The following is a 26717-nucleotide window of genomic DNA, read 5'->3' on the forward strand; positions in this document are numbered from 1 at the left end:
TACCGTTAGGGAATATGCATAGTGTGGAATGGGATAGCGTGCAGATCGTAAAGCCTGCGCGACAGACTCAGTTAAACCTGCTGGCTGAACGCGGGTGGGAGTGAGCTTGCTCACGAAAGCGACTGGCCAGGCACTGCATCTTCAGGGTTTGTGCCACTGCCTTCGCGAGCAAGCTCGCTCCCACAAAGATCCAACAGGTCACACAAATGTGTCACGGCTGATACATCCGGTTGTAAGAACGGCTTGCTAGCGTCAGCGCCTCATTTGGAAAGCGTGAAGGATTGAGATATGCCGTGCTACAAGCCCACCACCCACGTTGTGGTATCGACATTGATACTTTCGCTGCTTGCCGTTTCGGTCCATGCAGCAGGCCGTTCGGGGGATGACCGCATCAACGGCGTTGACCTGCTGTCCGGATTCGACACCCTGTGGACGACTGGCGCAACCTGGGACACCGGCACGCCGACCGCGCTGGGCCAGAGCCTGCTCAAGCGCAACCTGCAACTGGTGCTCGACCGCGCCAACTCGCGCACGCTCGCACAGGAAACCGCCGCGTATTTCGATGACCGACGCGACCAGAGCTACAGCGTCATCAGCGGCCTGGGTTCGTTGAGCGATGCATACAAGGCAGGCTCCGGAGCATTCACGACCATCACGCAGTTCGACGACAGCAACAAAACCATCAAGTACGACGATAAAGGCAACGGTGCAGGCAGTTCGTCCTCGGCGCTGGGCAAGGTTGTCGATCTGGTCGGCGCGGTGCGCAATGACGCGTCCACCACGCCCGCCAAATCCCATTATCTGTACCCGCGCCCGTGGCGGCAGACGCTGGACGGCCAGAACCTGGAATTTGTGGTGCAACCGTCCCTGCGCCCGGCCAAAAGCCCCACTCCGGCCAGCGACTCGGGCTTCCCCAGCGGTCACACCAATGCGGCGTACCTGTCGTCCATTGCTCTGGCTTATGCGATTCCCGAGCGCTACAGCGAACTGATGCTGAGGGCATCGGACATCGGCGACAACCGCATCGAAGCCGGCATGCACTCGCCCTTCGACGTGATGGGCGGGCGCATCACGGCCACCTATTTCGCCATCGACAACCTGTCCAACCCGGCCAACGCCCAGTTACGCGCCGATGCCCGCGCTCAGTCGCTGGCATACTTCACCGCGCAGTGCGGCGGCGACATCAATAACTGCATGGCGAAGATCGACCCGGCCACCGACCGCACTTCTCAGCACGCACAGGACAAGGCGCTGTACACCGCCCGCATGACTTACGGCTTCGACCCCGTCGGTCCGACCAACCTGGCGCCTGTTGTGCCGGTCAACTCTGAAGTGCTGCTGGAAACCCGCTTTCCGTACCTGGACGCCAGCCAGCGCCGGGAGATTCTGGGCACCACCGAGATTTCTTCGGGCTACGCGGTGATCGACCAGTCCAACGGTTACGGCCGTTTGAACCTGTACGCTGCAGGTGACGGTTATGGCGCATTCAATTCCAACGTCACGGTCGACATGAACGCCAGCCTGGGCGGCTATAACGCCATCGACGCCTGGCGCAACGACATCTCCGGCAGCGGCGGCCTGATCAAGAACGGCACCGGCAACCTGATGCTGACTGGCAACAACAGCTATTCAGGCGGCACCGTAATCAACGGCGGCGTGCTGACCGGCCACGCCAAAGCCTTCGGCAGCGGGACAATCACCGACAACGCAACGCTGGTGCTCGACCAATCGACCAACGACACCTTCAGCAACGCCATCACTGGCAACGGTGCCTTGATCAAGCAAGGCGCAGGCTCGCTGAACCTGACCGGCAACAGCAGCCTGTCCGGCCCGACCACCGTTCAGGCCGGGCGTCTGGCGGTGAATGGCAACCTCGGCAACTCGGTCGTGACCGTCAATTCAGGCGCGGTACTGGGCGGCAATGGCTCGGTGGGCGGCATCAACGCTGCTTCAGGCGGTGTGGTCGCGCCGGGCAATTCGGTGGGCCAGTTGAACGTCAACGGTAACGTCAATTTCGCTCAGGGTTCGGTCTATCAGGTCGAATCGGATGCTGCCGGTAACGCCGACCGCATTGTCGCCACGGGGCGCGCCACGCTGAACAACGCCACCGTTTCGCTGGTCGAGGGCGGCAACTGGGCGGCGGCGAGCCGTTACTCGATTCTCTCGGCAGCGGGCGGCATCAGCGGCACGTTCAACACCGTGCAATCGAACTTCGCGTTCCTGACGCCGACCCTCAACTACACGGCGACCGATGTCGGCCTGACGCTCGATCGCAATGCCCAGAGTTTCGCCAGCCTCGCGACCAGTCGCAATGCCCAGGCAGTCGCTCAGGGACTGGACAGCGCAGGCGCAGGTAATGCGCTGTGGAGAAGCGTTGTGCAGCAAGACGCGCAAACCGCGCAAGCGACCTTCAACGCGTTATCGAACGAACTGCATGCCTCGACTCAGTCTGCATTGATTGAAGACAGTCGCCTGGTGCGCAACGCCATTGCAGACCGACTGCAGCAATCGCAATCTGCACAGGCATCCGGTGGTGCTTCGCAAACCCTGGCGGGTGATGCCTCTCGCGGTCTGGTCTGGACTCAGGCCATTGGCGCGACCGGCCGAACCGATAGCACGCAAGACGCCTCTGGCCTGGACAGCCACACCAGCGGCCTGTTGTTCGGCGCAGACGTGCCGGTCAACGACACGTGGCGCGTCGGTGCGCTGGCAGGCTTCAGCCGCAGCAGTTTCGACCTGCGCAATACGTCCGGTTCCAGCGACAGTGACAACTATCACGTGGGTGTCTATGGCGGCGCGAAATGGGGCCAACTGGGCCTGCGTCTGGGCGCAGTGCGCACCTGGCACGACCTGACCTCCAAACGCACGCTGGAATTGCCGGGCGCTTCCGAGCGCTTCAAGCAGGACTATCAGGCTGCGACCAATCAGGTATTCGGTGAACTCGGCTATGCCATTGAACTGGGCGACGCGCAGCTCGAACCCTTCGCCAACCTTGCCCATGTAAGGCTGGACACCGACGGCTTCGACGAAAACAGCAACGCCATCAGCCTGCGCAACAAGTCCGAGGAAAACCACGTCACCTTCAGCACACTGGGCCTGCGGGCAGCCACGCACCTGAACGTGGGCAGCGTTGACGTCAAACCCAACGCCACCCTCGGCTGGCGTCGTGCGTTCGGCGACGTGACACCCGAAAGCCGCGCAGCCTTCAGCGGCGGCGACACCTTTGCCCTCTCCGGCGCACCGATTGCCCGTAACGCAGCGGTGCTGGGAGCGGGTGTGGACCTGGGGTTGAGCGAACGTTTGAGCGTGGGCGTGAGCTACAACGGACAGCTCGGCAGCGACACGACCGATCAGGCGTTGAACGCGCGGGTAACACTGGCGTTTTGAGGGGTATGGGCGTCTGAGCGCGCCCTGAAGCTCCCCGATAAACGGAAGAAACTGGCTGAGCGCCCTGTGGTAGCGGACTTGTCCGCGAAAAGACAGGTACATCCGATGACGATGCAGTGGCCGAGCTGCTGCATTCGCGGACTAGTCCGCTCCCACGAAGTTTGCTGCGAGACATCGCGGCCTCGAAGAGGCCGCGGTATCCAGATCAGTTCAATCAGAACGCCGGCAGCACTGCGCCGTCGTACTTCTTGTTGATGAAGTCTTTGACTTCCTGACTGGTCAGGGCCTTGGACAGTTTCTGGATGGCGTCGCTGTTGGCGTTGTCTTCACGGGTGACCAGGAAGTTCACGTACGGCGAATCGGCACCTTCGATGATCAGCGCGTCTTTCTTCGGATTGAGCTTGGCTTCCAGCGCGTAGTTGGTGTTGATCATGGCCAGATCAACCTGGCTCAGCGCACGCGGCAGTACAGCCGATTCCAGTTCGCGGAATTTCAGTTTTTTCGGGTTGGTGGCGATGTCTTTCGGCGTGGCCAGTGCATTGGTTGGGTCTTTCAGGGTAATCAGACCGCCCTTTTGCAGCAGCAGCAGTGCACGGCCGGCGTTGCTGCCTTCGTTAGGGATGGCAACGGTGGCGCCTTCAGGCAGTTCGGCGAGGGTCTTGTACTTGCTGGAATAGCCGCCGAACGGTTCGACGTGCACACCCACGCCGGTCACGAGCTTGGCGCCCTTGCCTTTGTTGAAGCCGTCCAGGTAAGGCTTGGTCTGGAAGTAGTTGGCGTCCAGGCGTTTTTCGTTCAACTGCACGTTCGGCTGAACATAGTCGGTGAAGACCTTGATTTCCAGGTCCACGCCTTCTTTGGCCAGGGTCGGCTTGATCAGCTCAAGGATTTCCGCGTGCGGCACAGGCGTTGCGCCCACGACCAGTTTTTCGCCGGCGTGCGCCAGGCCAATCGAGAATGCAGCCGCCAGCGCGGTCATCAACAACGTCTTTTTCATGCAAATGTCCTTAGCGAATCCGTGAGCGTCACAAAAAATGACGTTTTTTCAGTGGTTTGCCGCAACGTTATCCCGCGCTGCGACATCATGTGGACATTACCGAGATTTCTTATTCCGAGAAAATACTTTTTAAGTTAATGCTTATGCTTTTTTTCGCAAACCCGGCTTCCGACTCGTCCGCAGCGCTCTAGAGCAAGGGTTACGCCGTATGCTGCTCCACGCTATGCGTCACGGCCTGTAATAAACGCTTGAGTGCCGCGAGCTGCTCAGGATCGCCCTCGGCGATCAGTCGTTGGGCCTGATGCTCGATTTGCGTCAACGGGCTGCCAGGCTCAGGCAGGTGAATATCCTCGGACTGAATCTCGTCGCCACGGCTGACCAGCAACGCAAAGTGAATCACGTTTTCCAGTTCACGGGTGTTGCCCGGCCAGTTGTGCGCCTCGAGCGTTTTCTGCGCCGCTTCACTGATGAGCTGCACCGGCAGGTTCAGGCGCTGGCTGTAGATACCGACGAAGTATTCGGCCAACGGCAGAATGTTGCCGGGCTGCTCGCGCAATGCGGGCAAGTCGAGTCGCCCTTCGCTCAGGTAGTGATAGAGCCGTTCATTGAATTTCCCCGCTGCCACAGCCTGGGCCAGATCGATACTGGTAGCCGCCACCAGCCGCACATCGACCGGGCTCGGCTGATGCGCACCAACTCGGGTGACTTCGTGATTTTCCAGCGCTGCCAGCAATTTGACCTGAATGGGCAACGGCAGATCGCCGATTTCATCCAGGTACAAAGTGCCGCCATTGGCCGAACCGAACCAGCCTGCACGGCTGCTGACCGAACCGCTGTGCGCCCCGGCTGCATAGCCGAACAGCTCGGCATCGGCGTAGGTCGGGCTGATGGCACCGCAGTTCACAGACACGAACAGGCCAGAACGATCACTGCCGCGATGAATGTGCCGCGCCAGCAATTCCTTGCCGGTCCCGGACTCACCACGAATCAGCACCGGCAGCGAACGCGGCGCGAGCAGTTCCATTTCTTCACGCAACTGGCGTGAGCGCGGGTCGATGAATACCAGTGCCTTGGCCCGTATGCTCAGCGGGCTTTTTTCGGCATCGGGGAAGGTCAACAGCGGCTGGCCGAACGTTTCGTGACTCATGACGCACTCCCGCCCGAGCCGCACAGGGTCTCAGGCGTTAAAAAAAGGGGCCGGATGGCCCGCAGTACAAGGCAATCCGGTCATGCGCGACGACGCGCGTGCTGTTCCAGACGGTTTTGCAGACGGTACAGATAGGCGAACCCCTGCTCCCAGCGCTGATGACCGGACTTGACGTTGATGTGCCCGGCCTCGCTCAGAAAGCCCAGTTCCGCGCCCCAGTGACGCGCCATTTCCAGCGCGCGTTGCGAGCTGACGGCAGGGTCATTGTCGGAGCTGACAATCTGGGTCGGGAACGGCAGCAGGTCGGCAGGTATCGGGGCAAAATTGCGCAACGCAGGCGGGCAGTTCGGGCGATCCACATCGGCCGGTGCCACCAGCAGCGCGCCCTGCACCTGACGCAGGGTTTCCAGCGGCGCCAGTTGCGCCCAATGCGCGACCGTGATGCAACCCAGGCTATGAGCGATCAGGATCACCGGCGTGTCTTGCGCAGCAATGGTGCGCTGCAATTCACCCACCCAGTCTTCGCGACGCGGCTTGAGCCAGTCAGCCTGCTCCACGCGCACGCTATTGGGCAGGCTGTTCTGCCAGTGGGTTTGCCAATGATCATCAGGAGACCCCTGCCAGCCTGGCAGGATCAGATACCGGATCGACTCGTTATGCATGGATTCGCCTCCTGCACGTATGCGTTCATGGGGCGAGTATAGGGCGTGAACATATATTCTTTAAGGAATAAGAAGCTATTTATTAATTCCCAAAAGGCATATAAACCTGAACGCAAAAAAAGAGCCGCTCCCTGCCTTGAAGGAACGACCCTGAATAAAAAATCACATTGAGCAAAGGTTAACCGGTCTTTGTGACAACCTTGCGACGGCCAATCAGGTGGCGGGCAGAGAACGACTGCCTGGATCGATCGAGTCTACGATCACCGGATCGTCTTTCTGGGTCACTTCACGCGCCACGGTCCACACCACGATGGCTGCGATCACGTCAAAGATGGCCAACACGACGAACAGCGGGCTGTAGCCGATCTTGGTCACCAGCACGCCGAACACCATCGTGAACGCGGCGGCACCCAGAAAGCCGAACATCCCGCCCATGCCGGTCGCCGTGGCGACTTCGTTCTTGCCGAACGAGTCCGAGGTGATGGAGTACAGCGCGCCCGACAGGGTCTGGTGGGCAAAGCCGCCGATGCACAGCAGGGCGATGGCGGTATACGGGCTTTCAACCAGCCCGATGCAGGCCGGGCCGATCATGCAGGAGCAGCCGAACAGCATGACCATCTTGCGCGAGGTGAACAGCGAGACCTTGCAGTACTTGTGAAACAGCGGGCTAAGGTAGCCGCCCAGCACGCAGCCGATGTCTGCCGCCAGGAACGGTAGCCAGGCGAACATCGCGACTTCCTTGATGTTCATGTGCCGCTCGGTCATCAGGTACAGCGGAATCCAGGCGTTGAAGGTCTGCCAGGCGGGCTCGGACAGAATCCGTGCCGAGGCGATGGCGTAGAAGTTGCGGTTCTTGAACAGTTTTTTCCAGCTGCCCTTTTGCGCGGGTGCATCCTTCAGACGCGCTTCCTGGCCGCTGAGGATGTAATCGCGCTCGGCATCGCTCAGACGCTTTTGATCACGAGGGTGCTTGTACAGCAGCAGCCACACACCGCTCCAGACAATCCCCAGACCGCCCACGATCAGGAACGCCAGTTCCCAGCCGCTGTGCAGGATCGCCCATACCACCAGCGGCGGTGCCAGCAAGGCACCGAACGAGGAGCCGATATTGAACCAGCCGATGGCAACCGAACGCTCTTTGGCCGGAAACCACTCAGTGGTGGCCTTCACGCCTGCCGGCAGCCCCGCAGCTTCGGTCAGGCCAAGCAGGCCGCGAAAGATCGCCAGACTCTGCCAGCCGGTGGCAAACGCAGCAGCCGCGCAGGCCGCAGACCAGGCCACGGCGAAGATCGCAAAGCCCATTTTGGTGCCGATGGCGTCGATGATGTAACCGGCCACCGGCTGCATCAGCGCGTAGCACATCTGCCAGGCGACCACGATGTGTGCGTACTGCTCGGTCGAGATGCTCAGTTCACTCATGAGCGTCGGCGCTGCGACAGACAACGTGTTGCGAGCGAGGTAATTGACGACCAGACCGGCTGTGACCAGCCCGACCATCCACCACCGAATGCCTTTTACTTTCATCTCTTCACCTTTTGTTCTTGGATTGGCGACGAGCGCCTCACGATCATGAACGTGAGTCGGCTGGATTTTGTAACTTCAGGTTACGGAAATTATGGATGGTCTTTGCGTACACGATTGCCGAGGATTGGCCTTTATAAAGGCCTTATCGATCAATGTGTCTACTGCTGAAAAGGAGAAATGTGAGGTAGCCATGGGCTTTGTTACTCTTGGAATTATTTTTATGGTTGTAATTTTTAAAAGCCGTACGTTGTCGTACAACATGGCGCATTTATAGTCATTTGCCCACACGGTGTCAAATGACGGATTCGCATAGATCGCCCGATGACGCACCTATAAAGCTGTAATGGCGACAAAGGCGCTGAGCAGCTGTCATACGATGACTGAAAAAATATCCGCAAAAACCCTGTGACGAGCGCGTGTGTTGCGCATCTTGCCGATGCATTCAGTCAAGGAGGACTTGCACAAATGTCATAAATGCTTTCATTCTCTGAAGGCGGCGTCAGGCAAAGGAGTTGCCCTTTGATGCCCTGTCGGCCTGGACCGACGCTGATCGCCCACCCATGACAGGAAAGGTCGCCCGCATGCCTGAGCCAAACAGCCTCGCCAGCTGGAACCGCGCCTTGCGCAGGCAACTCGACGCGCTTGGGCTTGATAGCGCCGGGATGTGTCAGGCCGCAGGCGTCGATCCAGATCTGATCAATGATCCGGCTGCGGCCTTCCCGGCAAACGCCAGCGCCCGGCTTTGGCACATGGCGGTACAGGCCAGTGGCGACCCGGCACTTGGCCTGCGTGTGGCCCGTTTTGTCAGCCCCACCACGTTTCATGCCTTGGGTTACACGCTGGTGGCCAGCGGCTCGCTACGTGAAGTGTTCGAGCGCATCGTGCGCTACCACTCGATGGCCGAGGACTCGCTGGAACTGGATTTCCGCCCTGTTGAGGAGCGCTACGCCTTTCGCTTCGACGCCCCTCGCAGTTGCCAGTCGACGACCCATGAAGTGCTGGATGCCTTCGCAGCCATTTATGTGCGCACGTGCCGCAGCCGGCTGGGCAAGAACTACGCGCCGCTGGCGGTCCACCTGCGGCGTCCCGAACCCGCAAACCCTCAACCCTGGCATGACCTGTTCCGCTCGTCGCTGTTTTTTTCGGCACAGGAAAACCTGCTGGAGTTCGCCGGTGATGACTTCGACAGCCATCTGGATGACGGGCCGGTTCAGTTGACCGAGCACGTGGCGAACGGCGAGCCTTTACCCTCAATGATATGGGAGCAGCGCGTGCGCTCGGCCATCGAGACCCTGCTGCCCGACGGTGAGCCGTCTGCCGAAAGCATTGCCGATGCACTGCATTTGAGCGCACGAAGTCTGCAGCGCCACCTGGCTGATGAAGGTTGTCGTTATGACCTGCTGCTCAATCAATGCCGCCAGAATCTGGCCTTGCTGCACATGAACGATCCGCGCAGCTCGCTGAGCGAAGTCGCCTATCTGCTGGGCTTTGCCGACGCCGACAGCCTGAGCCGCGCCTTCAAACGCTGGACCGGCCTGACGCCGGGGCAGTACCGAAACGAGATGATGCGCTAGCCTGGCAGGGGTTGCGCCCTGCACGCGTCGACATCATCAACCTGCATCAACAGTCCGGGCTATTGGCATACCGCTTTAGCCTTGGAGAAGTTCGCCACCTTACGCAGTTTGTCCACATCGAAGACTTCCACTTGACCGTCGTCCAGACGCACGATCTTGCGCTCGTGCAGGTCCTTTAGCACCTCAAGCAGTACTGCAGATGCAAGGTTGCGGGGCGACTGAAGTTCATCGAGCGTGATCAGACGCCGGGCATGGCTCAGGTGGCCGTAGCCCTCGCACAGCATCAACAACCGCCAGGCAACCCAGGGCCTGTCGGGCAACTGGTCCAGCTTTTCGGGGGACAGGATCGGCAGGCCCAGTTTCTGGCTGAGCAACCCCGCGAACGAGCGCCAGTAGGCCGGTTGCCGATCAAGCAACTCGACCAGCACCGGCTGAGGCACGTGGAGAAAAATGGTCTGGTCCAGCGACACCACATCGAGCCGGCGCGGCAGCCCGTCAAACAGCGAAACCTCACCAAACCAGTACGGCAGCCGGACCGGCTCCAGACGAGGCACCAGCCGCTGCTCATGCGCATCGCCCACGCGCACATTCCCTTCGAGCAACACATAAAGGCCGCAGGGCGAAGCGCCTTTTTCGATCAAAGATTTCCCGGGCGTCTTGCGAACCTGGCGGGCCGCGTCCAGCAGGCTATCCTGCAAACCAGCAGGCAATTGAGAAAACCAGTAGTCAGACAGCAGTCTTGACCGCCAAAGCACTCCATTTGTCATGTTTGCTCCCTTTTTTTCCAAGCATTCGCGTCGCAGAATACGATTCGGCACTTGATCCGATCATCGTCTCAGGCAGGAATAATAATGAAAACCCTTGTCGATCATCTCAGCCAATATGCGTCTTACCACCGAGACTCGCGCAATATCGTGACCCACTTCATAGGCATCCCACTGATTGTCCTGGCGGTCGCCGTGCTGTTGTCCCGGCCAGGCTGGGCGGTGGGCGGTCTGTGGATGTCGCCTGCAGCACTGGTGGCACTGGCATCAACGGTTTTCTATCTGCGACTGGATCGTGTACTCGGCGTGGTGATGGCTGCGCTTTTGCTGCTGTGCATCTGGGCGGGGGCGAATCTGGCGCAACAGACGACCATGGTCTGGCTGAGTGCAGGCGTGGGCCTGTTTGTGATCGGCTGGATCATCCAGTTCATCGGCCATTATTACGAAGGCCGTAAACCGGCGTTCATCGACGACGTGACCGGCCTGATCATCGGCCCGCTGTTCGTGGTGGCAGAACTGGCTTTTCTGATGGGCCTCCTCAAACCCTTGCAGCACGCCATCGAACAACGCTCAGGACCGGTAGGGCGCAACGTACGCAAGGCTGCGGTTTAAATCACAGCCAATGCACTGTGGGAGGCGGCTTGCCGGCGATGGCGTCCGTTCAGTTACTGATACGTCGCGCCGGAAAATGCATCGCCGGCAAGCCGCCTCCCGCAGGTTATTCACTCAAGCAGAGAGCACGATGAGCTTGAATGCCTCACAACTTCTGCCAGACCTTGGGCTTGAAGAACAGCGTTTCGCCCCTCGCCAGACCCACCAGACTGTCGTGATCCTTCACCACCTCGGCCTCGATCAGTTCGCCCTGCCCTTCGACCTTGAGCGTGACGCGCGTGGTCGCGCCCAGCGGGCGGATATCGCGGACTTCAGCGGCGTGGTGGTCTTCCAGTTCCTGACGTGACAGAGACACTTCATGCGGGCGGAACAACACGTGGCCCTCGTCGCCCAGGCTCAGGCGGTTGGAGTCGCCCAGGAAGTGGTAGACGAAGTCGTTGGACGGGTTCTCGTAGACTTCACCCGGCGAGCCGATCTGCTCGATCACCCCTTTGTTCATCACCACGATGCGGTCCGCCACTTCCATGGCCTCTTCCTGATCGTGGGTCACGAATACCGAGGTCAGGTTGATGTCTTCGTGCAGGCGCGCCAGCCAGCGACGCAGCTCCTTGCGGACTTTGGCGTCCAGCGCACCGAACGGCTCGTCCAGCAGCAACACCTTGGGCTCGACCGCCAGCGCGCGCGCCAGGGCAATGCGCTGGCGCTGACCACCGGAAAGCTGCTCGGGATAACGGTCGGCCAGCCAGTCCAGTTGCACCATGTTCAACAGTTCGTGGACTTTCTCGGCGATTCGCGTCTCGTTGGGACGCTCGCGCTTGGGCTTCATGCGCAGGCCGAACGCGACGTTGTCGAACACTGTCATGTGGCGGAACAATGCGTAGTGCTGGAACACGAACCCGACATTGCGATCGCGCACATCATGCCCGGAGACGTCTTCGCCGTGGAACACGATGCTGCCCAGGTCCGGTGTTTCCAGACCCGCGATAATGCGCAGCAATGTCGTCTTGCCGCAGCCTGACGGGCCGAGCAAGGCGACCAGTTCGCCACTCTGGATGTCCAGATTGATGCTGTCCAAGGCCCGAAAGGCGTTGAAGTTCTTGCTGACGTTACGGACTTCGATCGACATGATTATTCCTCCGCCGCGCTTTGGCGCAGACGGTTAATACGGGATTCGCTCCACTGCTTGAGCAGCAGGATGAACAGCGCCAGGACCAGCAACAGACTCGCCACCGCGAAGGCTGCGACGTGGTTGTATTCGTTGTAGAGGATCTCGACGTGCAGCGGCAGGGTGTTGGTGACGCCGCGAATGTGGCCGGACACCACCGACACTGCGCCGAACTCACCCATCGCCCGCGCCGTACACAGCACCACGCCGTAGATCAGGCCCCACTTGATGTTGGGCACCGTGACGTGCCAGAACATCTGCCAGCCATTGGCACCCAGCAGGCGCGCCGCCTCTTCTTCCTGCGTGCCCTGCTCCTGCATCAGCGGGATCAGTTCACGCGCCACGAACGGCACAGTCACGAAGATGGTCGCCAGCACGATGCCCGGCAGAGCAAAGACGATCTGGATGTCATGATCCTGCAACCATGGCCCGAACAGGCCCTGTGCGCCGAACATCAGCACGTAGACCAGACCCGCAATGACCGGCGACACCGAGAACGGCAGGTCGATCAGCGTGACCAGAATGCTCTTGCCGCGGAACGAGTACTTGCTCACGCACCACGCGGCGCTGACGCCGAACACCAGGTTGAGCGGCACCGAGATCAAGACGGCGATGACGGTCAGCTTCAGCGCCGACAATGCATCCGGCTCAAGCACTGCCGCAAAGAACGCCCCCAGACCGTTTTTCAGGCCTTGCGAGACCACGATGAACAGCGGCAGGCCCAGAAAAGCAGCGAAGATCAGCCAGCCAAGACCGATCAGGATACGACGTGCTACAGCGCTGCCACGACGTGCGTCGTTGGCGGAGGCCGCAGCGGATACTGATGAATAAGACATGCTCGCCTCCTCAGGATGGGGTTTCGATGCGCCGCTGCAGCAGGTTGATCAGCAGCAACAGAATGAAGGAAACCACCAGCATCAGAACGCCAATGGAGGTCGCGCCGGTGTAGTCGTACTGGTCAAGCTTGACCATGATCAACAGCGGCATGATTTCGGTTTTCATCGGCATGTTGCCGGCGATGAAGATGACCGAGCCGTACTCGCCCACGCCACGGGCGAATGCCAGTGCAAAACCGGTCAGCCACGCAGGCAGCAGCGCAGGCACCAGGATATGGCGAAACACCTGAAACGGACGCGCACCCAGGCAGGCGGCGGCTTCCTCGACTTCACGGGGGATATCGGCCAGCACCGGCTGAACCGTGCGCACCACGAAGGGCAACGTGACGAAGGTCAGCGCCAGGGTAATACCCAGCGGTGTGTAGGCGATCTTGAAGCCCAGGTCGGTGGCGAACTGCCCGACCCAGCCGTTAGGCGCGTACAGCGCTGTCAGGGCGATACCGGCCACGGCGGTCGGCAGGGCGAATGGCAGGTCGATCATCGCATCGATGATCTTGCGGCCCGGGAAGGTGTAGCGCACCAGTACCCATGCCAGCAGCGTACCGATCACGCCATTGATGACAGCGGCGTAAAACGCCGTGCTGAAACTCAGTTTCAGCGCCGCCAGCACGCGGGGCGCGGTGATGATGGTCCAGAACTGATCCCAGGTGAGCTGTGACGCATGCACGAACATGGCGGCCAGCGGTATAAGCACAATCAGACTGAGGTACACCAAGGTGTAGCCCAGCGTCAGCCCGAAGCCGGGTATGACGGGGGAGATACGACGCGACATAAAAGTCCCTGGTTTCACTTGCACTAAGCCCGGACGTCAATCCGGGCTGTTTAAGCAACGTGCGATACCGCCTGCACAGGCGGTATCGTCACTCGGTTTACTGCGCTTGGTAAATCTGGTCGAACACGCCGCCGTCATTGAAAAACTTCGGCTGCGCAGTTTTCCAGCCGCCAAAGTCTTTGTCGATAGTGACCAGATCCAGTTTCGGGAATTGCTTCTCGTATTTGGCGGCGATCTCTTTATCGCGTGGACGATAGAAGTTTTTCGCGGCGATTTCCTGACCTTCCTTGCTGTACAGGTGCTTCAAGTACTCGGTCGCGATGGCGGTGTTGCCCTTCTTTTCCGCGTTCTTGTCGACGACGGCGACAGGCGGCTCGGCCAGGATCGACAGCGAAGGCACGACGATGTCGAACTTGTCCGCGCCGCCATCTTCTTTCAGCGCCAGAAAAGCTTCGTTCTCCCAGGCCAGCAACACGTCACCCTGACCGTTGTTGACGAAGGTAATGGTCGAACCGCGTGCACCGGTATCCAGAACCGGTACGTGCTTGAACAGGGTCTGCACGTATTCCTTGGCCTTGGCTTCGTCGCCACCGCCCGCCTTCAGGCCATAGGCCCAGGCAGCCAGGAAGTTCCAGCGCGCGCCGCCCGAGGTTTTCGGGTTGGGCGTGATCACCGACACGTCTTTCTTGATCAGGTCACCCCAGTCCTTGATGCCTTTGGGATTGCCCTTGCGCACCAGAAAGACGATGGTGGAGGTGTAAGGCGTGCTGGCATCCGGCAAACGGGTCTGCCAGTTTTCGGGCAGGGTTTTGCCCAGTTTGGCGATTTCATCGATGTCACCCGCCAGTGCCAGGGTCACGACGTCGGCGCGCAGGCCGTCGATCACGCCACGGGCCTGCTTGCCCGAGCCGCCGTGCGATTGCTGGATTTTCACGCTGTCATCGGGGTGAGCCTGTTTCCAGTGCTTGACGAATTCTGCGTTGTATTCCTGATAGAGCTCACGCGTCGGGTCATACGACACGTTGAGCAGCTCGTAGTCCTTGGCGACTGCGGAACCTGCAAATACGGCGCTGGCGAGCGCGGCCAGCGCAAAACGGCGAATGGACATAGGTGAAGCTCCTGGAAATGCTGTGTGTCGGCTTTTTTTGATTTCTTCGTCGCACGCCAGGGCGTTAGTCACATTGGCGCACTGCTTGTCAGGGTGCATCGCATCGCGTTAATTCGTCCGGCGCTCTATCAGCTCGGCTTGTTAGCGGGGTTTTGCAAACGAAACTTTTCCTTGCGCTCGATCTGCACCACTTGTGCGTTATGCACGGTGATTTCGACGGCGCCAAAACGCAGGTCACGCAACGCACTCTGAATTTCACGCAAAATTGCCGCTTCGTCCTGACCGTCAACACTACGTAGAGATGCGCTCATTATCGTATTCCTTGAATATGGGAGCCTGCCGTCGCGACCGGGCGTTGGCGTATGGCGATGAGGCAATAGTAGTGAGGCGCGGATATTCTTAAAAAGACTATTTAAGAATGCAGATATAACCAAAAGAAATTAACGACTGCCAGGCATCTGCGCAGCGCGTTGCACGCCCCGCAAACCTGTGTTTCTGGCGCCGTCAGGCGGTCAAAGGGTGGCGGCAACGAAGGCCGGAGCGTGCGTCCAGTCAATCGATTCAGGCGGCATGGGCCGCGCAAACCAGTAGCCCTGACCCAGCTCGCAGCCATTGTCCAGGAGGAAGGCGGCCTGATCTGCCTGCTCGATGCCTTCGGCCAGAACGCGCATGTTCATGCTGCCGGCAAGCGCGATAACCGCCTGGACAATCGCGATATCGTCCTCATCACCCGGCAACCCGGCCACGAAACCCTGATCGATTTTCAGTTTCTGGACCGGCATCCGCTTGAGCCTGAGTAACGAGGAATAACCGGTGCCGAAGTCATCAATGGCCAGCCTCAGGCCCAGCTCGCGCAGACGATGCAGTTGCTCAATCGCCTGCTCAGGGTCATCCATGACCGCGCTTTCGGTCACTTCCAGCTCAAGAAAAGCAGGGTTCAGGCCCGTGTCACGCAGGACCCGCGCTACCTTGTGGTCCAGATTGCCCTGACTGAACAGCCGACTGGAAACATTCACCGCAACGAAGTTGACCGCAGCGCCGGATGCCAGCCAATGCTGCATCTGTCGACACGCGGCGTCCAGCACCCAGGCATCGATATCGGCGATCAGCCCGCTCTGCTCGGCGATGGGAATGAACTCGGCAGGCGAAACCATTCCGCGCGAAGGATGCTGCCAGCGCACCAGCGCCTCGACACCCACGATCCGGCGAGTCGCAAGGTCGTGAACCGGCTGATAAAACACGCGCAATTCCTGCTGCTCGATGGCGCGACGCAACTCGCTGGCCAACTGCACACGCTGGCGGGCGTGAGCCGTCAGTTCCTCGGTATACAGCGCATAGCCGTCGCGCCCGTTGCTCTTGGCCTTGAACAATGCAGAGTCGGCATTGCGCAGCAATTGCCCGTCGGTGAGCGCGTCACCGGGAAACAGGCTGATGCCCAGACTGGCACTGATGAACAGTGGCTGGCCGTCAATGACGAACGGAGCCTTCATCAATTCAATCACCTGCTGCGCCAGTGCCGCAGCCTGCACCATCTGCTGGCAGTGCCTGGCCAGCAAGGCGAACTCGTCGCCACCCAGCCTCGCCAGGGTCATGTCACTCTCGACTAGCCCATTGAGGCGCTCGGCCACGGCACGGAGCACTTCATCGCCAGCGCGGTGACCCAGGCTGTCGTTGATGATCTTGAAATGATCGAGGTCGATCAGCAGCAACGCGCAGCCGCGCTTGCTGGAGCGCGCGGACACCAGCGCCTGGCTGATGCGGTCGGTGAGCAACAAACGATTGGGCAGACCGGTCAGGGCGTCGTAATGGGCCAGTTGCGCCAGTTCACGCTCGGTGCGCTTGATCGCCGTCATGTCGGAAAAGACGGCGACAAAATGCCGGGGCTGGCCGTCGTCGCCCTTGATACTGCGGATGGTCTGCCACTGCGGATAGACCTCGCCGCTTTTGCGCCGATTCCAGATTTCGCCGCTCCACTGCCCGGCACTGAGAATCGAGCGGTACATCTGCCGGTAGAACTCAGGTCCGTGTCGGCCGGACTTGAACGTGCTGGGGTTGAAACCCAGCACCTCCTCCGGCTGATAGCCGGTGATGTCCACAAAAGCGCGGTTGACGTGAATGATCCGGCCCTCGGCATCACTGACCAACACCCCTTCAAGGGTGCTGTCGAACACCGCTGCCGCCAGTCGCAGCCGGTCAAGGTCTTCCTGCCGACGCTCGGCCCGCGCCTTGCCACCAATGGCCTTCATCAAACGGTCACGCGCAACGAAGAGCATGACCGCGCTCAGCAATACCCATCCATAACCGCCTGTCCGCTGCGCAATGGCCAATTGGACCGGATCTTCGATAAGAAGGGGCAGCAGACCATCGCAGGCCACTAGCCATACAACGGACAGCAGCCCGTACAGAATGGCGGTTCGCAGCGCGCCGGACGTTGATTGCGTCATAAGAAAACATACAGCCTTACGAAAACAAGGGATTATAGAACAAGAAACATCCTGCGACTCTTATCTAAAAGCGTGACTGGTTTTCTGTGGGATGTCAGTGATAATGCGTTTGTTACTTTTTTCTTCACGCGTATCTTTTCGAGGGCCAAACAGCCTATGTGGTACAACGGTTTGCTCGACCTTTCCGTCTGGCAGGTAATAGCAGTCACCCTGGCCATGACCCATGTGACCATTGTCGGCGTCACGGTCTATCTGCACCGCTACTCAGCTCACCGCTCCCTGGAACTCAACGCGGGGCTCAAGCACTTCTTCCGTTTCTGGCTGTGGCTGACCACGGCGCAGAACACACGCGAGTGGACCGCCATCCACCGCAAGCATCATGCAAAATGCGAAACCGTCGATGACCCGCACAGCCCGGTCGTCAAAGGCTTGTCGACCGTTCTGCGCAAGGGCGCCGAACTGTATCGCGAAGAGGCCCAGAACCAGGACACCCTGCGTATCTACGGCAAGAACTGCCCCGAGGACTGGATCGAGCGCAATCTGTACTCACGCTACAAGATGCTGGGTATCGCCCTGATGGCGGTCATCGACCTGGCGCTGTTCGGCGCTATCGGTATCACGGTCTGGGCGATCCAGATGATGTGGATTCCGTTCTGGGCCGCAGGCGTGGTCAACGGCCTGGGTCACGCGGTCGGTTATCGCAACTTTGAATGCCGCGATGCGGCCACCAATCTGGTGCCGTGGGGCATCATCATCGGTGGTGAAGAACTGCACAACAACCACCACACCTACCCCAACTCGGCCAAGCTGTCGGTCAAGCGCTGGGAGTTCGACATGGGCTGGGCGTGGATCAAGGTGTTCAGCTTCCTGGGTCTGGCCAAGGTTCAGCGTGTCGCGCCCATCGCCCATCGGGTCGAGGGCAAGGGCCACCTGGACATGGACACCGCGATGGCGATTCTCAACAACCGCTTTCAGATCATGGCCCAGTACCGCAAGGTCGTGATCGGCCCGCTGGTCGCACAGGAACTGGCCAAGGCCGACGCGTCGGTCCGTCATCAGTTCCATCGCGCCAAGCGCCTGCTGTCCCGTGAGACCAGCCTGCTGGACGACAAGCACCACCTGCGCATCCAGACCATGCTGGAGCACAGCCATGCCCTCAAGGTGATCTACGAAAAACGCCTGGCATTGCAGCAGATCTGGGCCAAGACCAGCAGCAACGGTCACGACATGTTGTCGGCCATGAAAGAGTGGATTCACGAGGCCGAAGCCAGTGGCATTCAGTCACTGCGCGACTTCGCCGACCAGCTGAAAACCTACTCGCTGCGTCCGGCTCAGGCCTGACACCATTGATCGGCGCGCCCCGTGCTGGCGCGCCGATTTCGGAACTTCCCGCCCCAAAAAGCCTCTCATTCACTTTCCCACACCTGATCGGGAAAGGGTGCGGCACCTGCCGTACGCCGCTTGAGACATCGCCCTATGGATAAGCACAGCCCTACCGTTTCACCCGACACTCCCATCACCGAAATACCTGCTGCCGCCGAGACCTTGCTGGCCCTGATGCACGCGCAGGCAGAGGTGGCGCGGCTGAGCGAACGCGAACAACTGTTCAGCTCGCTGCTCGTCAGCGTCAATGCGGTGCTGTGGGCGTTCGATTGGGAAACCCAGCGCATGATCTATGTCAGCCCTGCCTACGAGCGCATCTTTGGACGCTCTGCGGGGCTGCTGCTGGCGGATTACAGCGAATGGCGCGACAGCATCTACCCGGACGACCTTAATTACGCTGAGCGCAGCCTGAGCGAAGTGATCGAAAAGGGTGCCATCGAAGACCGCGAGTACCGGATCATCCGCGCCGACGGCGAGGTGCGCTGGCTGAGCGACAAGTGTTTTGTCAGCCGCAAGACCGATGATGCCCAGCGCCTGGTCGTGGTAGGCATCGCCGAAGACATCACCGAAAAGAAGCACCTCGAAGACGAACTGCAGCGCCTGGCGACCACCGACGTGCTGACCCAGAGCAGCAACCGTCGCCATTTCTTCGAATGCGCTCAGCGAGAATTCGAACTGGCGCGCCTCAATGGCACGCCGCTGGCGTTTCTGTTGCTGGACATCGATGACTTCAAGCTGGTGAACGACACCTACGGGCACCAGGAAGGCGACACTGTACTGCAACGGATTGCGGAAAGCGGCCGCTCTGCCCTAAGGCGCGCGGACCTGTTTGGACGTATTGGTGGCGAAGAATTCGCGGCGGTGTTCCCCGGCTGCGCCCCGGAAATGGCCATGCAGATCGCCGAGCGCCTGCAACGTGAGATCCAGCGCCAGAGTTTCCAGTGCGGCAGCAGCACCTTCAGCATCACCGCCAGCCAGGGCCTGACCAACCTGACCAAAGACGACCACAGCCTGGAAGCCCTCTACGGCCGCGCCGACGCTGCGATGTACCAGGCCAAGCGTCAGGGCAAGAACCAGATCGTCCTGGCCTGACCTGATCGTTCCCATGCGCGGGAACGATCATCAGGGCCCGGTCATCAGGGCTTAGACCGCCATCGGCGCCGTCATCGCCGGATGGTGCTCGTAGCCTTCCAGTGAGAAATCCGAAGGTTCGATCAGTTCCAGCCACTCCGGCTGATACACACCCGTCTTGGCAAACTCCGGCACGCGGTCGGAGATTTTCAGTGTCGGCATCGGGAACGGCTCGCGGGTGAGCTGCTCGTTGAGCATGTCCAGATGGTTCTCGTAAACGTGGGCGTCGCCGATGAAATAGGTGAACCAGCGCGGCGTGTAGCCTGTCAGGCGGCCAATCAGGCTCAGCAGGGCAGCGCCCTCGGTCAGGTTGAACGGTGTGCCCAGGCCCAGATCATTCGAGCGGATGTAGAGCGTCAGCGAGATTTCACGCGTCTGCGGGTTCGGGTGCAACTGGTAGAGCAGATGGCACGGCGGCAGCGCCATTTCATCGAGCTGCGCGCAGTTCCAGCCGTGGAACAGAATCCGGCGACTGCCCGGATCGTTGATGATGGTGTCGACGCACTGACGAATCTGGTCGATGGCCTTGTACAGCACCACGAACGCCTGACCGTCTTCTTCGGACTCGGCAATCTGTCGATAACCCTGGCTGAGCGCCAGCTCGATAGCCGCGACATTGGACGAATCGATACGCTTGTAGGCTGGCCATTTGCGCCATTGCACGCCGTAGATCTCACCCAGATCGTCTTCGCCCTTGCGGAACGGATTGTTCAGCCACTGAGCGTTTTCGTTGGCGTTCTGGTCCCAGACTTTGCAGCCCAGTTCGCGGAATTCGGCCGCATTGCTCACGCCACGCAGAAAACCGACCATCTCGCCGATGGCCGACTTGAACGCCATGCGACGCGTGGTGATCGCCGGAAAACCTTCCTGCAAGTCATAACGCAGCATCGCACCCGGAAAGCTGATGGTGTTCACGCCAGTACGGTTGGACTGCAACGTCCCGTGCTTGATCACGTGAGCGACGAGTTCCAGATATTGCTTCATAAATCACCTGCATTGGTGAAAGCGCCGGGCGTGTGACCCGGCGTTTCGGTGTTAGACCGCTGCGTTGGTCGCCGCGGGAGCGCGCTTGTAGGCCAGCCAGATCAGGAACAGACCGGCAATGATCATCGGCAGACTCAGGATCTGACCCATGGTGACCCAGCCCCACGCCAGATAGCCCAGCTGTGCATCCGGCACGCGGACGAACTCGACCACGAAACGGAAAATGCCATAAAACAGCGCGAACATGCCGGAAACGGCCATGGTCGGGCGAGGTTTGCGCGCATAGAGATTAAGAATAATGAACAGTGCCACACCTTCCAGCGCGAACTGGTACAGCTGCGACGGATGGCGCGCCAGCTGAGCAGGGTCGCTGAACGGCGGGAACACCATGGCCCACGGCACGTCGGTCGGCTTGCCCCACAATTCGGCGTTGATGAAGTTGCCAATGCGTCCGGCACCCAGACCAATCGGCACCAGTGGCGCGACGAAGTCCATCAGCTGGAAGAAGGTTTTGCCGTTACGTCTGCCGAACCACCAGGCCGCGATCATCACACCGACAAAGCCACCGTGGAACGCCATGCCGCCCTTCCACACCTCGAAGATGAGCAATGGATTGGCGATATAGGCCGACAGGTCGTAGAACAACACGTAGCCCAGTCGCCCGCCGACGATCACGCCCATGGCCAGCCAGAAAATCAGGTCGGAAAGCTTTTCCTTGGTCCAGGTCGGGTCAAATGCGTTCAAGCGACGCGACGCCAGCAGCCAGGCGCCGCCGATGCCGACCAGGTACATCAAACCGTACCAGTGAATTTGCAGCGGGCCGATGGCGACGGCCACCGGGTCAATCTGCGGGTAAGGCAGCATTGCGAATCCTCAATTGGAACGCCCTTGCGGGCGACTGAATCAGGCGGGCATGTTACCGGACCCCGGCCGGTTGCTCTAGCAGACACCGATCAAAGCTGCGTACAGTTCAGGAAAAAGGAGAACCGAATGTGTCTGATCGTATTCGCCTGGCACCCCTTCCGGGCCCAACCGCTGATTGTGGCGGCCAATCGTGACGAATTTTATGCGCGCCCTGCCCGGCCCCTGAGCCAATGGGAGGACGCGCCGAACATTTATGCCGGCCGGGATCTTGAGGCGGGCGGTACGTGGATGGGTATCGCTGCGGACGGCCGCTTCGCCGCCGTGACCAACATTCGCGATCCGGGTCAAACCCTGGGTTTGCGCTCCCGGGGCGAGCTGGTCGCGAAGTTTCTGGCGGGCGAACACGTGCTTGAGGATTACGTGGCCGAGATTGCGGCGCGGGCGGGTGAATACACCGGGTTTAACCTGCTGATGGGTGACGCCGGGCGGTTGTATTACCTGAACTCGGCCGACCCGACGCCTCAGTTACTGGGTGAAGGCGTGTACGGGCTGTCCAATGCAGGACTGAACACACCCTGGCCCAAGCTGCTCAAGGCCAGAGCTGCGCTGACTGCGCAGTTGCATGACCCACAGCCTCAGGCGTTGCTGAACCTGTTGCGCGATGCTGAGCCCGCCGCCGACGCCGAGCTGCCTGAAACAGGCGTTGGCCTGGTGACCGAGAAGCTGCTGTCCAGCGTATTCATCGCCAGCCCCAACTACGGCACCCGCGCCAGCACCGTGCTGATCGTCAATGCTGACGGCACGCGACAGATGATCGAACACAGCTTCGGGCCGCAGGGTGGACAGTTGGGTGAAGTTGAACTGAGGGTTTAGCAGATGCGGAGCGCCTTGGGAGGCTCCGCCACATCCTCGACGTAGCGCTGTCGCGCAGCAAACACCGCGCGTCGTGGGAGCGGACTTGTCCGCGAATGCAGTATTTCAGCGACTGAATCTGCATCGGATGTACCGGCCTTTTCGCGGACAAGTCCGCTCCCACACATTGAGCTTCGTCAGTGTTTAACAGGTTGTTTAATAAGGCTTTTCCTGAAGATCACTGCTGTACACAAGCCTGCCTCGATACTGATCATGCCCGTCGCTCCGCATCACACTCGAGAGCGGACGCGGAGCGCCTTGGGCGGCGTACCACGCAGGAGCGGAGCGATCAGACGATCAATAGACCCTAGTGCCCCTTCACGGACCCAGGGTTGATCATCCGCGACAGGCCCAGGTTCTTCAGCGCCAGTTGCAGCGAGCTGCTGATCACTTGCGGGTTGTCGTTGGTCATCAGTTGCGCCAGCAAATCCTTGGCCTTGCTGAGGTTGATCTGACGCAGCATCCACTTCACTTTCGGCAGGTTGGTGGCGTTCATCGACAGGCTGTCGAAGCCCATCGCCATCAACAGCACGGCCGCTGCAGGATCACCGGCCATTTCGCCACAGATACTGACCGGCTTGCCCTCGGCATGGGCGTCACGCACCACGCTTTGCAACGCCTGTAGCACCGCTGGATGCAGGTAGTCGTAGAGGTCGGCGACACGCGGGTTGTTGCGGTCGACAGCGAGCAGGTACTGGGTCAGGTCGTTGGAGCCGACCGACAGGAAGTCCACCTGACGGGCCAGGTCGCGGGTCTGGTAGACCGCGGCCGGGACTTCGATCATCACGCCTACCGGCGGCATCGGCACGTCGGTGCCTTCGTCACGCACCTCGCCCCAGGCGCGGTGGATCAGGTGCAGTGCCTCTTCGACCTCATGGGTGCTGGAGATCATCGGCAACAGAATGCGCAGGTTGTTCAGGCCCTCGCTGGCCTTGAGCATGGCGCGGGTCTGGACCAGGAAGATTTCCGGGTGATCAAGGGTGACGCGAATGCCGCGCCAGCCCAGAAACGGGTTGTCTTCCTTGATCGGGAAATACGACAGCGACTTGTCACCACCGATGTCCAGGCTGCGCATGGTCACTGGCAGCGGATGGAACGCGGCCAGTTGTTCGCGATAGATCGCCAGCTGTTCTTTTTCACTTGGAAAGCGCTGGTTGATCATGAACGGCACTTCAGTGCGATACAGGCCAACACCTTCGGCCCCGCGCTGTTGCGCGCGCGCCACGTCGGCCAGCAGGCCGGTGTTGACCCAGAGCGGCATGCGGTGCCCGTCGAGGGTCACGCACGGCAGCTCACGCAGCGCATCGAGGCCCTGGGAAAGCTGTCGCTCCTCCTCGACCACTTTGCCGAACTGCTTGCGCATGATGTCGCTGGGGTTGGTGAACACCTCGCCGTGATAGCCATCGACGATCAGGTCGATGCCATCAACCTTGGAGTACGGGAAATCCACCAGGCCCATGACCGTCGGAATGCCCATGGCCCGGGCCAGAATCGCAACGTGGGAGTTACCGGAACCCTGTACCGAGACCAGACCGACCAGCTTGCCTTCAGGCACTTCGCCCAGCATGGCCGGGGAAAGCTCTTCGCTGACCAGAATCGTGTTGTCGGGGTAGACCAGCGCCTGTTGCCGCGCTTCCTGAAGGTAGGCCAGAAGACGGCGGCCCAGGTCCTTGACGTCCGACGCCCGCTCGCGCAGGTAGGCGTCGTCCATCAGCTCGAAACGTTTGACGTGTTCGTTGACCACCGAGCGTAACGCGCCCTGCGCCCATTGGCCGGTCTTGATAACGTTGGTGACTTCGCTGCCCAGGGACGCATCGTCGAGCATCATCAGGTAGACGTCGAACAGCGCGCGCTCTTCTGGGCGCAACTGCGTGGCGAGTTTGGCGGACAGGGTGCGCATATCATTGCGCACGCCCTCCAGCGCGTTCTGGAACAGCGCCAGCTCGGCTGCGATGTCCGTAACCGTCTTGTCCGGCACCACTTCCAGGTCGGCAGGCGGCAACATGACCACGGCCACGCCGACTGCAGCGCCGGGCGAACCGGCCACGCCGACGAACTTGGCTTCCTGAATACCCTTGCCCTGACGACCCAGACCGCGGATCGAGCCAGTGGCTTCAGCATGGGCAATAACGCCGGCCAGTTGCGCGCTCATGGTGACCAGAAAGGCTTCTTCGCCCTCGTCGAACTGGCGACGCTCCTTTTGCTGGATGACCAACACCCCGACTACACGACGGTGGTGGATGATCGGCGCGCCGAGGAACGATGCGTAACGCTCTTCACCGGTTTCGGCGAAGTAGCGATAACGGGGGTGATCGGCAGCGTTTTCGAGGTTCAGCGGTTCTTCACGCGTACCGACCAGACCCACGAGGCCTTCGTTCGGCGCCATGCTGACCTTGCCGATAGACCGTTTGTTGAGGCCTTCGGAGGCCATCAGCACAAAACGGTTGGCTTCGGCATCGAGCAGGTAGACCGAGCAGACCTGGCTGCCCATGGCCTCCTTGACGCGTAACACAATAATGCCCAACGCCGCCTTGAGATCCTTGGCGGAGTTAACTTCCTGGACGATCTTGCGCAGCGTATTGAGCATGGCTCGGGGTCGAACTCCGTGTCAGTCGCGCGATAAAAGGCGCGGGGCAAGCTCTTTGAGTGCGCGTCGATACACCTCGCGCTTGAATGTCACCACCTGGCCTAACGGATACCAATAGCTGACCCAGCGCCAGCCATCGAACTCCGGTTTCCCGGTCAAATCCATCCGCACCCGCTGCTCGTTGGAGATCAGGCGCAGGAGAAACCACTTCTGCTTCTGGCCGATGCACAGCGGTTGGCTGTGGGTACGCACCAGTCGTTGCGGCAGACGATAACGCAACCAGCCCCGAGTGCAGGCAAGTATTTGCACATCATGTCGTTCGAGCCCGACTTCTTCATTCAACTCACGATACAGCGCGTCTTCCGGCGTCTCCTGCGGGTTGATTCCCCCTTGCGGAAACTGCCAGGCGTCCTGATTGATGCGTCGGGCCCATAGGACCTGACCGGCATCGTTTGTCAGAATTATCCCGACATTAGGACGGAAACCATCGGGGTCGATCACGGCAACAACCTCGCAGACGCATGTCGCCGCATTGTTCCACAAAGGCGATCAAACCAGCAACGAGGCTTATCACCTTATGTGAAGACTTGTGAAAACCTCGTATTCTTGGGCTCTTTTTTCAGCTAATTCAGCGAGTAACCGCATGCGCCTGGCTTTATTCGACCTCGACAACACACTTCTGGGTGGCGACAGCGATCACGCCTGGGGCGATTACCTGTGCCAACGCGGCATCCTTGATACCGCGTCCTACAAGACGCGTAACGATGAGTTCTATCAGGATTACCTGGCCGGCACGTTAAACATGACCGACTACCTGAACTTCACGCTGGAGATTCTCGGGGCTACCGAGATGGATCAGTTGGCGCAATGGCACCGCGAATTCATGCGCGATTGCATCGAGCCGATGATGCTGCCCAAGGCCATGGAACTGATCGCCAAGCATCGCGAGGCAGGCGACAAGCTGGTGGTGATCACGGCGACCAACCGCTTCGTGACCGCGCCCATTGTGGAGCGACTGGGGATTGAAACGCTGCTGGCCACTGAATGCGAAATGGTCGATGGCCGTTATACCGGCCGCACCACGGGTATTGCGTGCTTTCGCGAAGGCAAGGTGACGCGCCTCAATCTGTGGCTGCAGGAGAATGCGTTCAGCCTGGACGACAGTTACTTCTATAGTGACTCGATGAACGACCTGCCGCTGCTGGAGCAAGTGGCCAATCCGGTGGCGGTCGATCCTGACGCGAAGCTGCGCGCCGAAGCCGAGCGACGCGGCTGGCCGGTCATTACGCTGCGCAATTGATTCAGTCGGTGATCAGGCCGGTTTGAAGCCCATCAGACCGGCGATCACCACGAAACACACCCCGCTGACCACAGCCAGAGCGAGCGTGAAACTACGCCTGTCGGTTTTGCTGCCCAGGCGCAAACGGTTTAGCCTCGCCACCAGCCAGACCCAACTGAACAGGCCTACGGTGTACAGCACGCTGCTGCCCAGCACCCAGGTCTGCCCCAGCGACAACCCCACGGTGTGCACCAGCCACCAGCCGCTGAACGGCAGAATCGCCAGACACAACGCCATCAGCAGCCAGAAAAACAGCAGTGGGCGTTTGAGCAGACGCGTCTGAATGGTCGCATCACCCTCAAGACGCACCTTGATGACACCACTGGCCAGCAACAGAATGCTGAGCAGCAGTAGCGTGATCGCAGCAATGTGAAGGGTTTTCAGGGCCGTGACGGGTTCCATTACAGGGTCTTCCTCTTGAATCGGGGCAGGTTGAGTCTAGCAGTTCGTCCTGTTGGATCAGGC

23 protein-coding genes are annotated in these 26717 nt (G+C 60.1%); 7 read left to right on the forward strand and 16 right to left on the reverse strand.

Annotated features, from left to right (window positions below):
- Positions 1-288: 288 nt before the first annotated feature.
- Entirely contained in the window at positions 289-3387 is a 3099-nt protein-coding gene (locus tag H8S56_RS23360) for an autotransporter domain-containing protein (protein ID WP_187519912.1), read from the forward strand.
- A gap of 214 nt (positions 3388-3601) precedes the next feature.
- Here the strand turns inward: H8S56_RS23360 and H8S56_RS23365 are convergent, their stop codons facing one another.
- The 4 genes from H8S56_RS23365 to H8S56_RS23380 all read right to left on the reverse strand — a co-directional run bounded on the left by H8S56_RS23365 (position 3602) and on the right by H8S56_RS23380 (position 7690).
- Positions 3602-4384, reverse strand: coding sequence for a MetQ/NlpA family ABC transporter substrate-binding protein (locus tag H8S56_RS23365; protein ID WP_024685869.1), 783 nt, complete (start codon positions 4382-4384; stop codon positions 3602-3604).
- A 199-nt stretch (positions 4385-4583) separates the two neighbouring features.
- Positions 4584-5531 (reverse strand): sigma 54-interacting transcriptional regulator, encoded by a 948-nt coding sequence (locus H8S56_RS23370; RefSeq protein WP_187519913.1) that lies wholly within the window; start codon positions 5529-5531, stop codon positions 4584-4586.
- A gap of 80 nt (positions 5532-5611) precedes the next feature.
- Positions 5612-6193 carry an alpha/beta hydrolase gene (locus tag H8S56_RS23375; RefSeq protein WP_024685871.1) on the reverse strand — a complete coding sequence of 194 codons (582 nt, stop codon included), beginning with the start codon at positions 6191-6193 and terminating at the stop codon, positions 5612-5614.
- A 213-nt stretch (positions 6194-6406) separates the two neighbouring features.
- A complete protein-coding gene (locus H8S56_RS23380; RefSeq protein WP_024695681.1) occupies positions 6407-7690 on the reverse strand; it encodes an MFS transporter in 1284 nt (427 codons plus the stop codon).
- A gap of 608 nt (positions 7691-8298) precedes the next feature.
- Here H8S56_RS23380 and H8S56_RS23385 point away from each other — a divergent pair.
- Positions 8299-9291 (forward strand): AraC family transcriptional regulator, encoded by a 993-nt coding sequence (locus H8S56_RS23385; protein ID WP_187519914.1) that lies wholly within the window; start codon positions 8299-8301, stop codon positions 9289-9291.
- 59 nt (positions 9292-9350) lie between these two features.
- Here the strand turns inward: H8S56_RS23385 and H8S56_RS23390 are convergent, their stop codons facing one another.
- Complete coding sequence (locus H8S56_RS23390; RefSeq protein WP_187519915.1) at positions 9351-10058, reverse strand: Crp/Fnr family transcriptional regulator; 708 nt, start codon at positions 10056-10058, stop codon at positions 9351-9353.
- A gap of 84 nt (positions 10059-10142) precedes the next feature.
- On the opposite strand from H8S56_RS23390, the gene H8S56_RS23395 reads away from it, so the two are divergent.
- A complete protein-coding gene (locus tag H8S56_RS23395) occupies positions 10143-10667 on the forward strand; it encodes an Mpo1 family 2-hydroxy fatty acid dioxygenase (protein WP_024685875.1) in 525 nt (174 codons plus the stop codon).
- A 145-nt stretch (positions 10668-10812) separates the two neighbouring features.
- Here H8S56_RS23395 and H8S56_RS23400 read toward each other — a convergent pair whose 3' ends face one another.
- The 6 genes from H8S56_RS23400 to dibA form a co-directional block, all read right to left on the reverse strand.
- Positions 10813-11793, reverse strand: a complete 981-nt coding sequence (locus H8S56_RS23400; protein ID WP_024685277.1) for a sulfate/molybdate ABC transporter ATP-binding protein — start codon at positions 11791-11793, stop codon at positions 10813-10815.
- A gap of 2 nt (positions 11794-11795) precedes the next feature.
- Positions 11796-12668 (reverse strand): sulfate ABC transporter permease subunit CysW, encoded by an 873-nt coding sequence (gene cysW / locus H8S56_RS23405; RefSeq protein ID WP_024685278.1) that lies wholly within the window; start codon positions 12666-12668, stop codon positions 11796-11798.
- 10 nt (positions 12669-12678) lie between these two features.
- Positions 12679-13500, reverse strand: a complete 822-nt coding sequence (cysT, locus tag H8S56_RS23410) for a sulfate ABC transporter permease subunit CysT (protein WP_024685279.1) — start codon at positions 13498-13500, stop codon at positions 12679-12681.
- A 97-nt stretch (positions 13501-13597) separates the two neighbouring features.
- Positions 13598-14608, reverse strand: coding sequence for a sulfate ABC transporter substrate-binding protein (locus tag H8S56_RS23415; RefSeq protein WP_187519916.1), 1011 nt, complete (start codon positions 14606-14608; stop codon positions 13598-13600).
- Between the two features lie 128 nt (positions 14609-14736).
- A complete protein-coding gene (oscA, locus tag H8S56_RS23420; RefSeq protein WP_024685281.1) occupies positions 14737-14919 on the reverse strand; it encodes a sulfur starvation response protein OscA in 183 nt (60 codons plus the stop codon).
- 201 nt (positions 14920-15120) lie between these two features.
- On the reverse strand, positions 15121-17052 hold the full coding sequence (gene dibA, locus H8S56_RS23425) for a phosphodiesterase DibA (protein ID WP_187519917.1): 1932 nt from the start codon (positions 17050-17052) through the stop codon (positions 15121-15123).
- Positions 17053-17208: 156 nt separating this feature from the next.
- Between dibA and desA the strand changes: the two genes are divergently transcribed.
- Positions 17209-18393, forward strand: coding sequence for a delta-9 fatty acid desaturase DesA (gene desA / locus H8S56_RS23430; protein WP_187519918.1), 1185 nt, complete (start codon positions 17209-17211; stop codon positions 18391-18393).
- 135 nt (positions 18394-18528) lie between these two features.
- Positions 18529-19527: a GGDEF domain-containing protein gene (locus H8S56_RS23435; RefSeq protein WP_187519919.1), complete on the forward strand. Its 999-nt coding sequence runs from the start codon at positions 18529-18531 to the stop codon at positions 19525-19527.
- Positions 19528-19578: 51 nt separating this feature from the next.
- On the opposite strand, the gene H8S56_RS23440 is transcribed toward H8S56_RS23435, so the two are convergent.
- Positions 19579-20550 carry a thymidylate synthase gene (locus H8S56_RS23440; RefSeq protein ID WP_187519920.1) on the reverse strand — a complete coding sequence of 324 codons (972 nt, stop codon included), beginning with the start codon at positions 20548-20550 and terminating at the stop codon, positions 19579-19581.
- Between the two features lie 51 nt (positions 20551-20601).
- The gene (gene lgt, locus H8S56_RS23445) at positions 20602-21414 is read right to left on the reverse strand and encodes a prolipoprotein diacylglyceryl transferase (RefSeq protein WP_024685286.1); all 813 of its coding nucleotides are present in this window, start codon (positions 21412-21414) and stop codon (positions 20602-20604) included.
- Positions 21415-21540: 126 nt separating this feature from the next.
- On the opposite strand from lgt, the gene H8S56_RS23450 reads away from it, so the two are divergent.
- The gene (locus H8S56_RS23450) at positions 21541-22287 is read left to right on the forward strand and encodes an NRDE family protein (RefSeq protein WP_187519921.1); all 747 of its coding nucleotides are present in this window, start codon (positions 21541-21543) and stop codon (positions 22285-22287) included.
- Positions 22288-22633: 346 nt separating this feature from the next.
- On the opposite strand, the gene ptsP is transcribed toward H8S56_RS23450, so the two are convergent.
- Positions 22634-24913 carry a phosphoenolpyruvate--protein phosphotransferase gene (gene ptsP / locus H8S56_RS23455; protein ID WP_024685190.1) on the reverse strand — a complete coding sequence of 760 codons (2280 nt, stop codon included), beginning with the start codon at positions 24911-24913 and terminating at the stop codon, positions 22634-22636.
- Positions 24914-24934: 21 nt separating this feature from the next.
- Positions 24935-25414: an RNA pyrophosphohydrolase gene (locus tag H8S56_RS23460; RefSeq protein WP_002555745.1), complete on the reverse strand. Its 480-nt coding sequence runs from the start codon at positions 25412-25414 to the stop codon at positions 24935-24937.
- A gap of 142 nt (positions 25415-25556) precedes the next feature.
- Here H8S56_RS23460 and H8S56_RS23465 point away from each other — a divergent pair, with 142 nt between their 5' ends.
- The gene (locus H8S56_RS23465; RefSeq protein WP_187519922.1) at positions 25557-26213 is read left to right on the forward strand and encodes a histidinol-phosphatase; all 657 of its coding nucleotides are present in this window, start codon (positions 25557-25559) and stop codon (positions 26211-26213) included.
- A gap of 12 nt (positions 26214-26225) precedes the next feature.
- On the opposite strand, the gene H8S56_RS23470 is transcribed toward H8S56_RS23465, so the two are convergent.
- Positions 26226-26654, reverse strand: a complete 429-nt coding sequence (locus tag H8S56_RS23470) for a DUF2269 family protein (protein WP_187519923.1) — start codon at positions 26652-26654, stop codon at positions 26226-26228.
- Positions 26655-26717 lie beyond the last annotated feature (63 nt).

Source organism: Pseudomonas triticifolii, assembly GCF_014358015.1.
Lineage (GTDB): Bacteria > Pseudomonadota > Gammaproteobacteria > Pseudomonadales > Pseudomonadaceae > Aquipseudomonas > Aquipseudomonas triticifolii.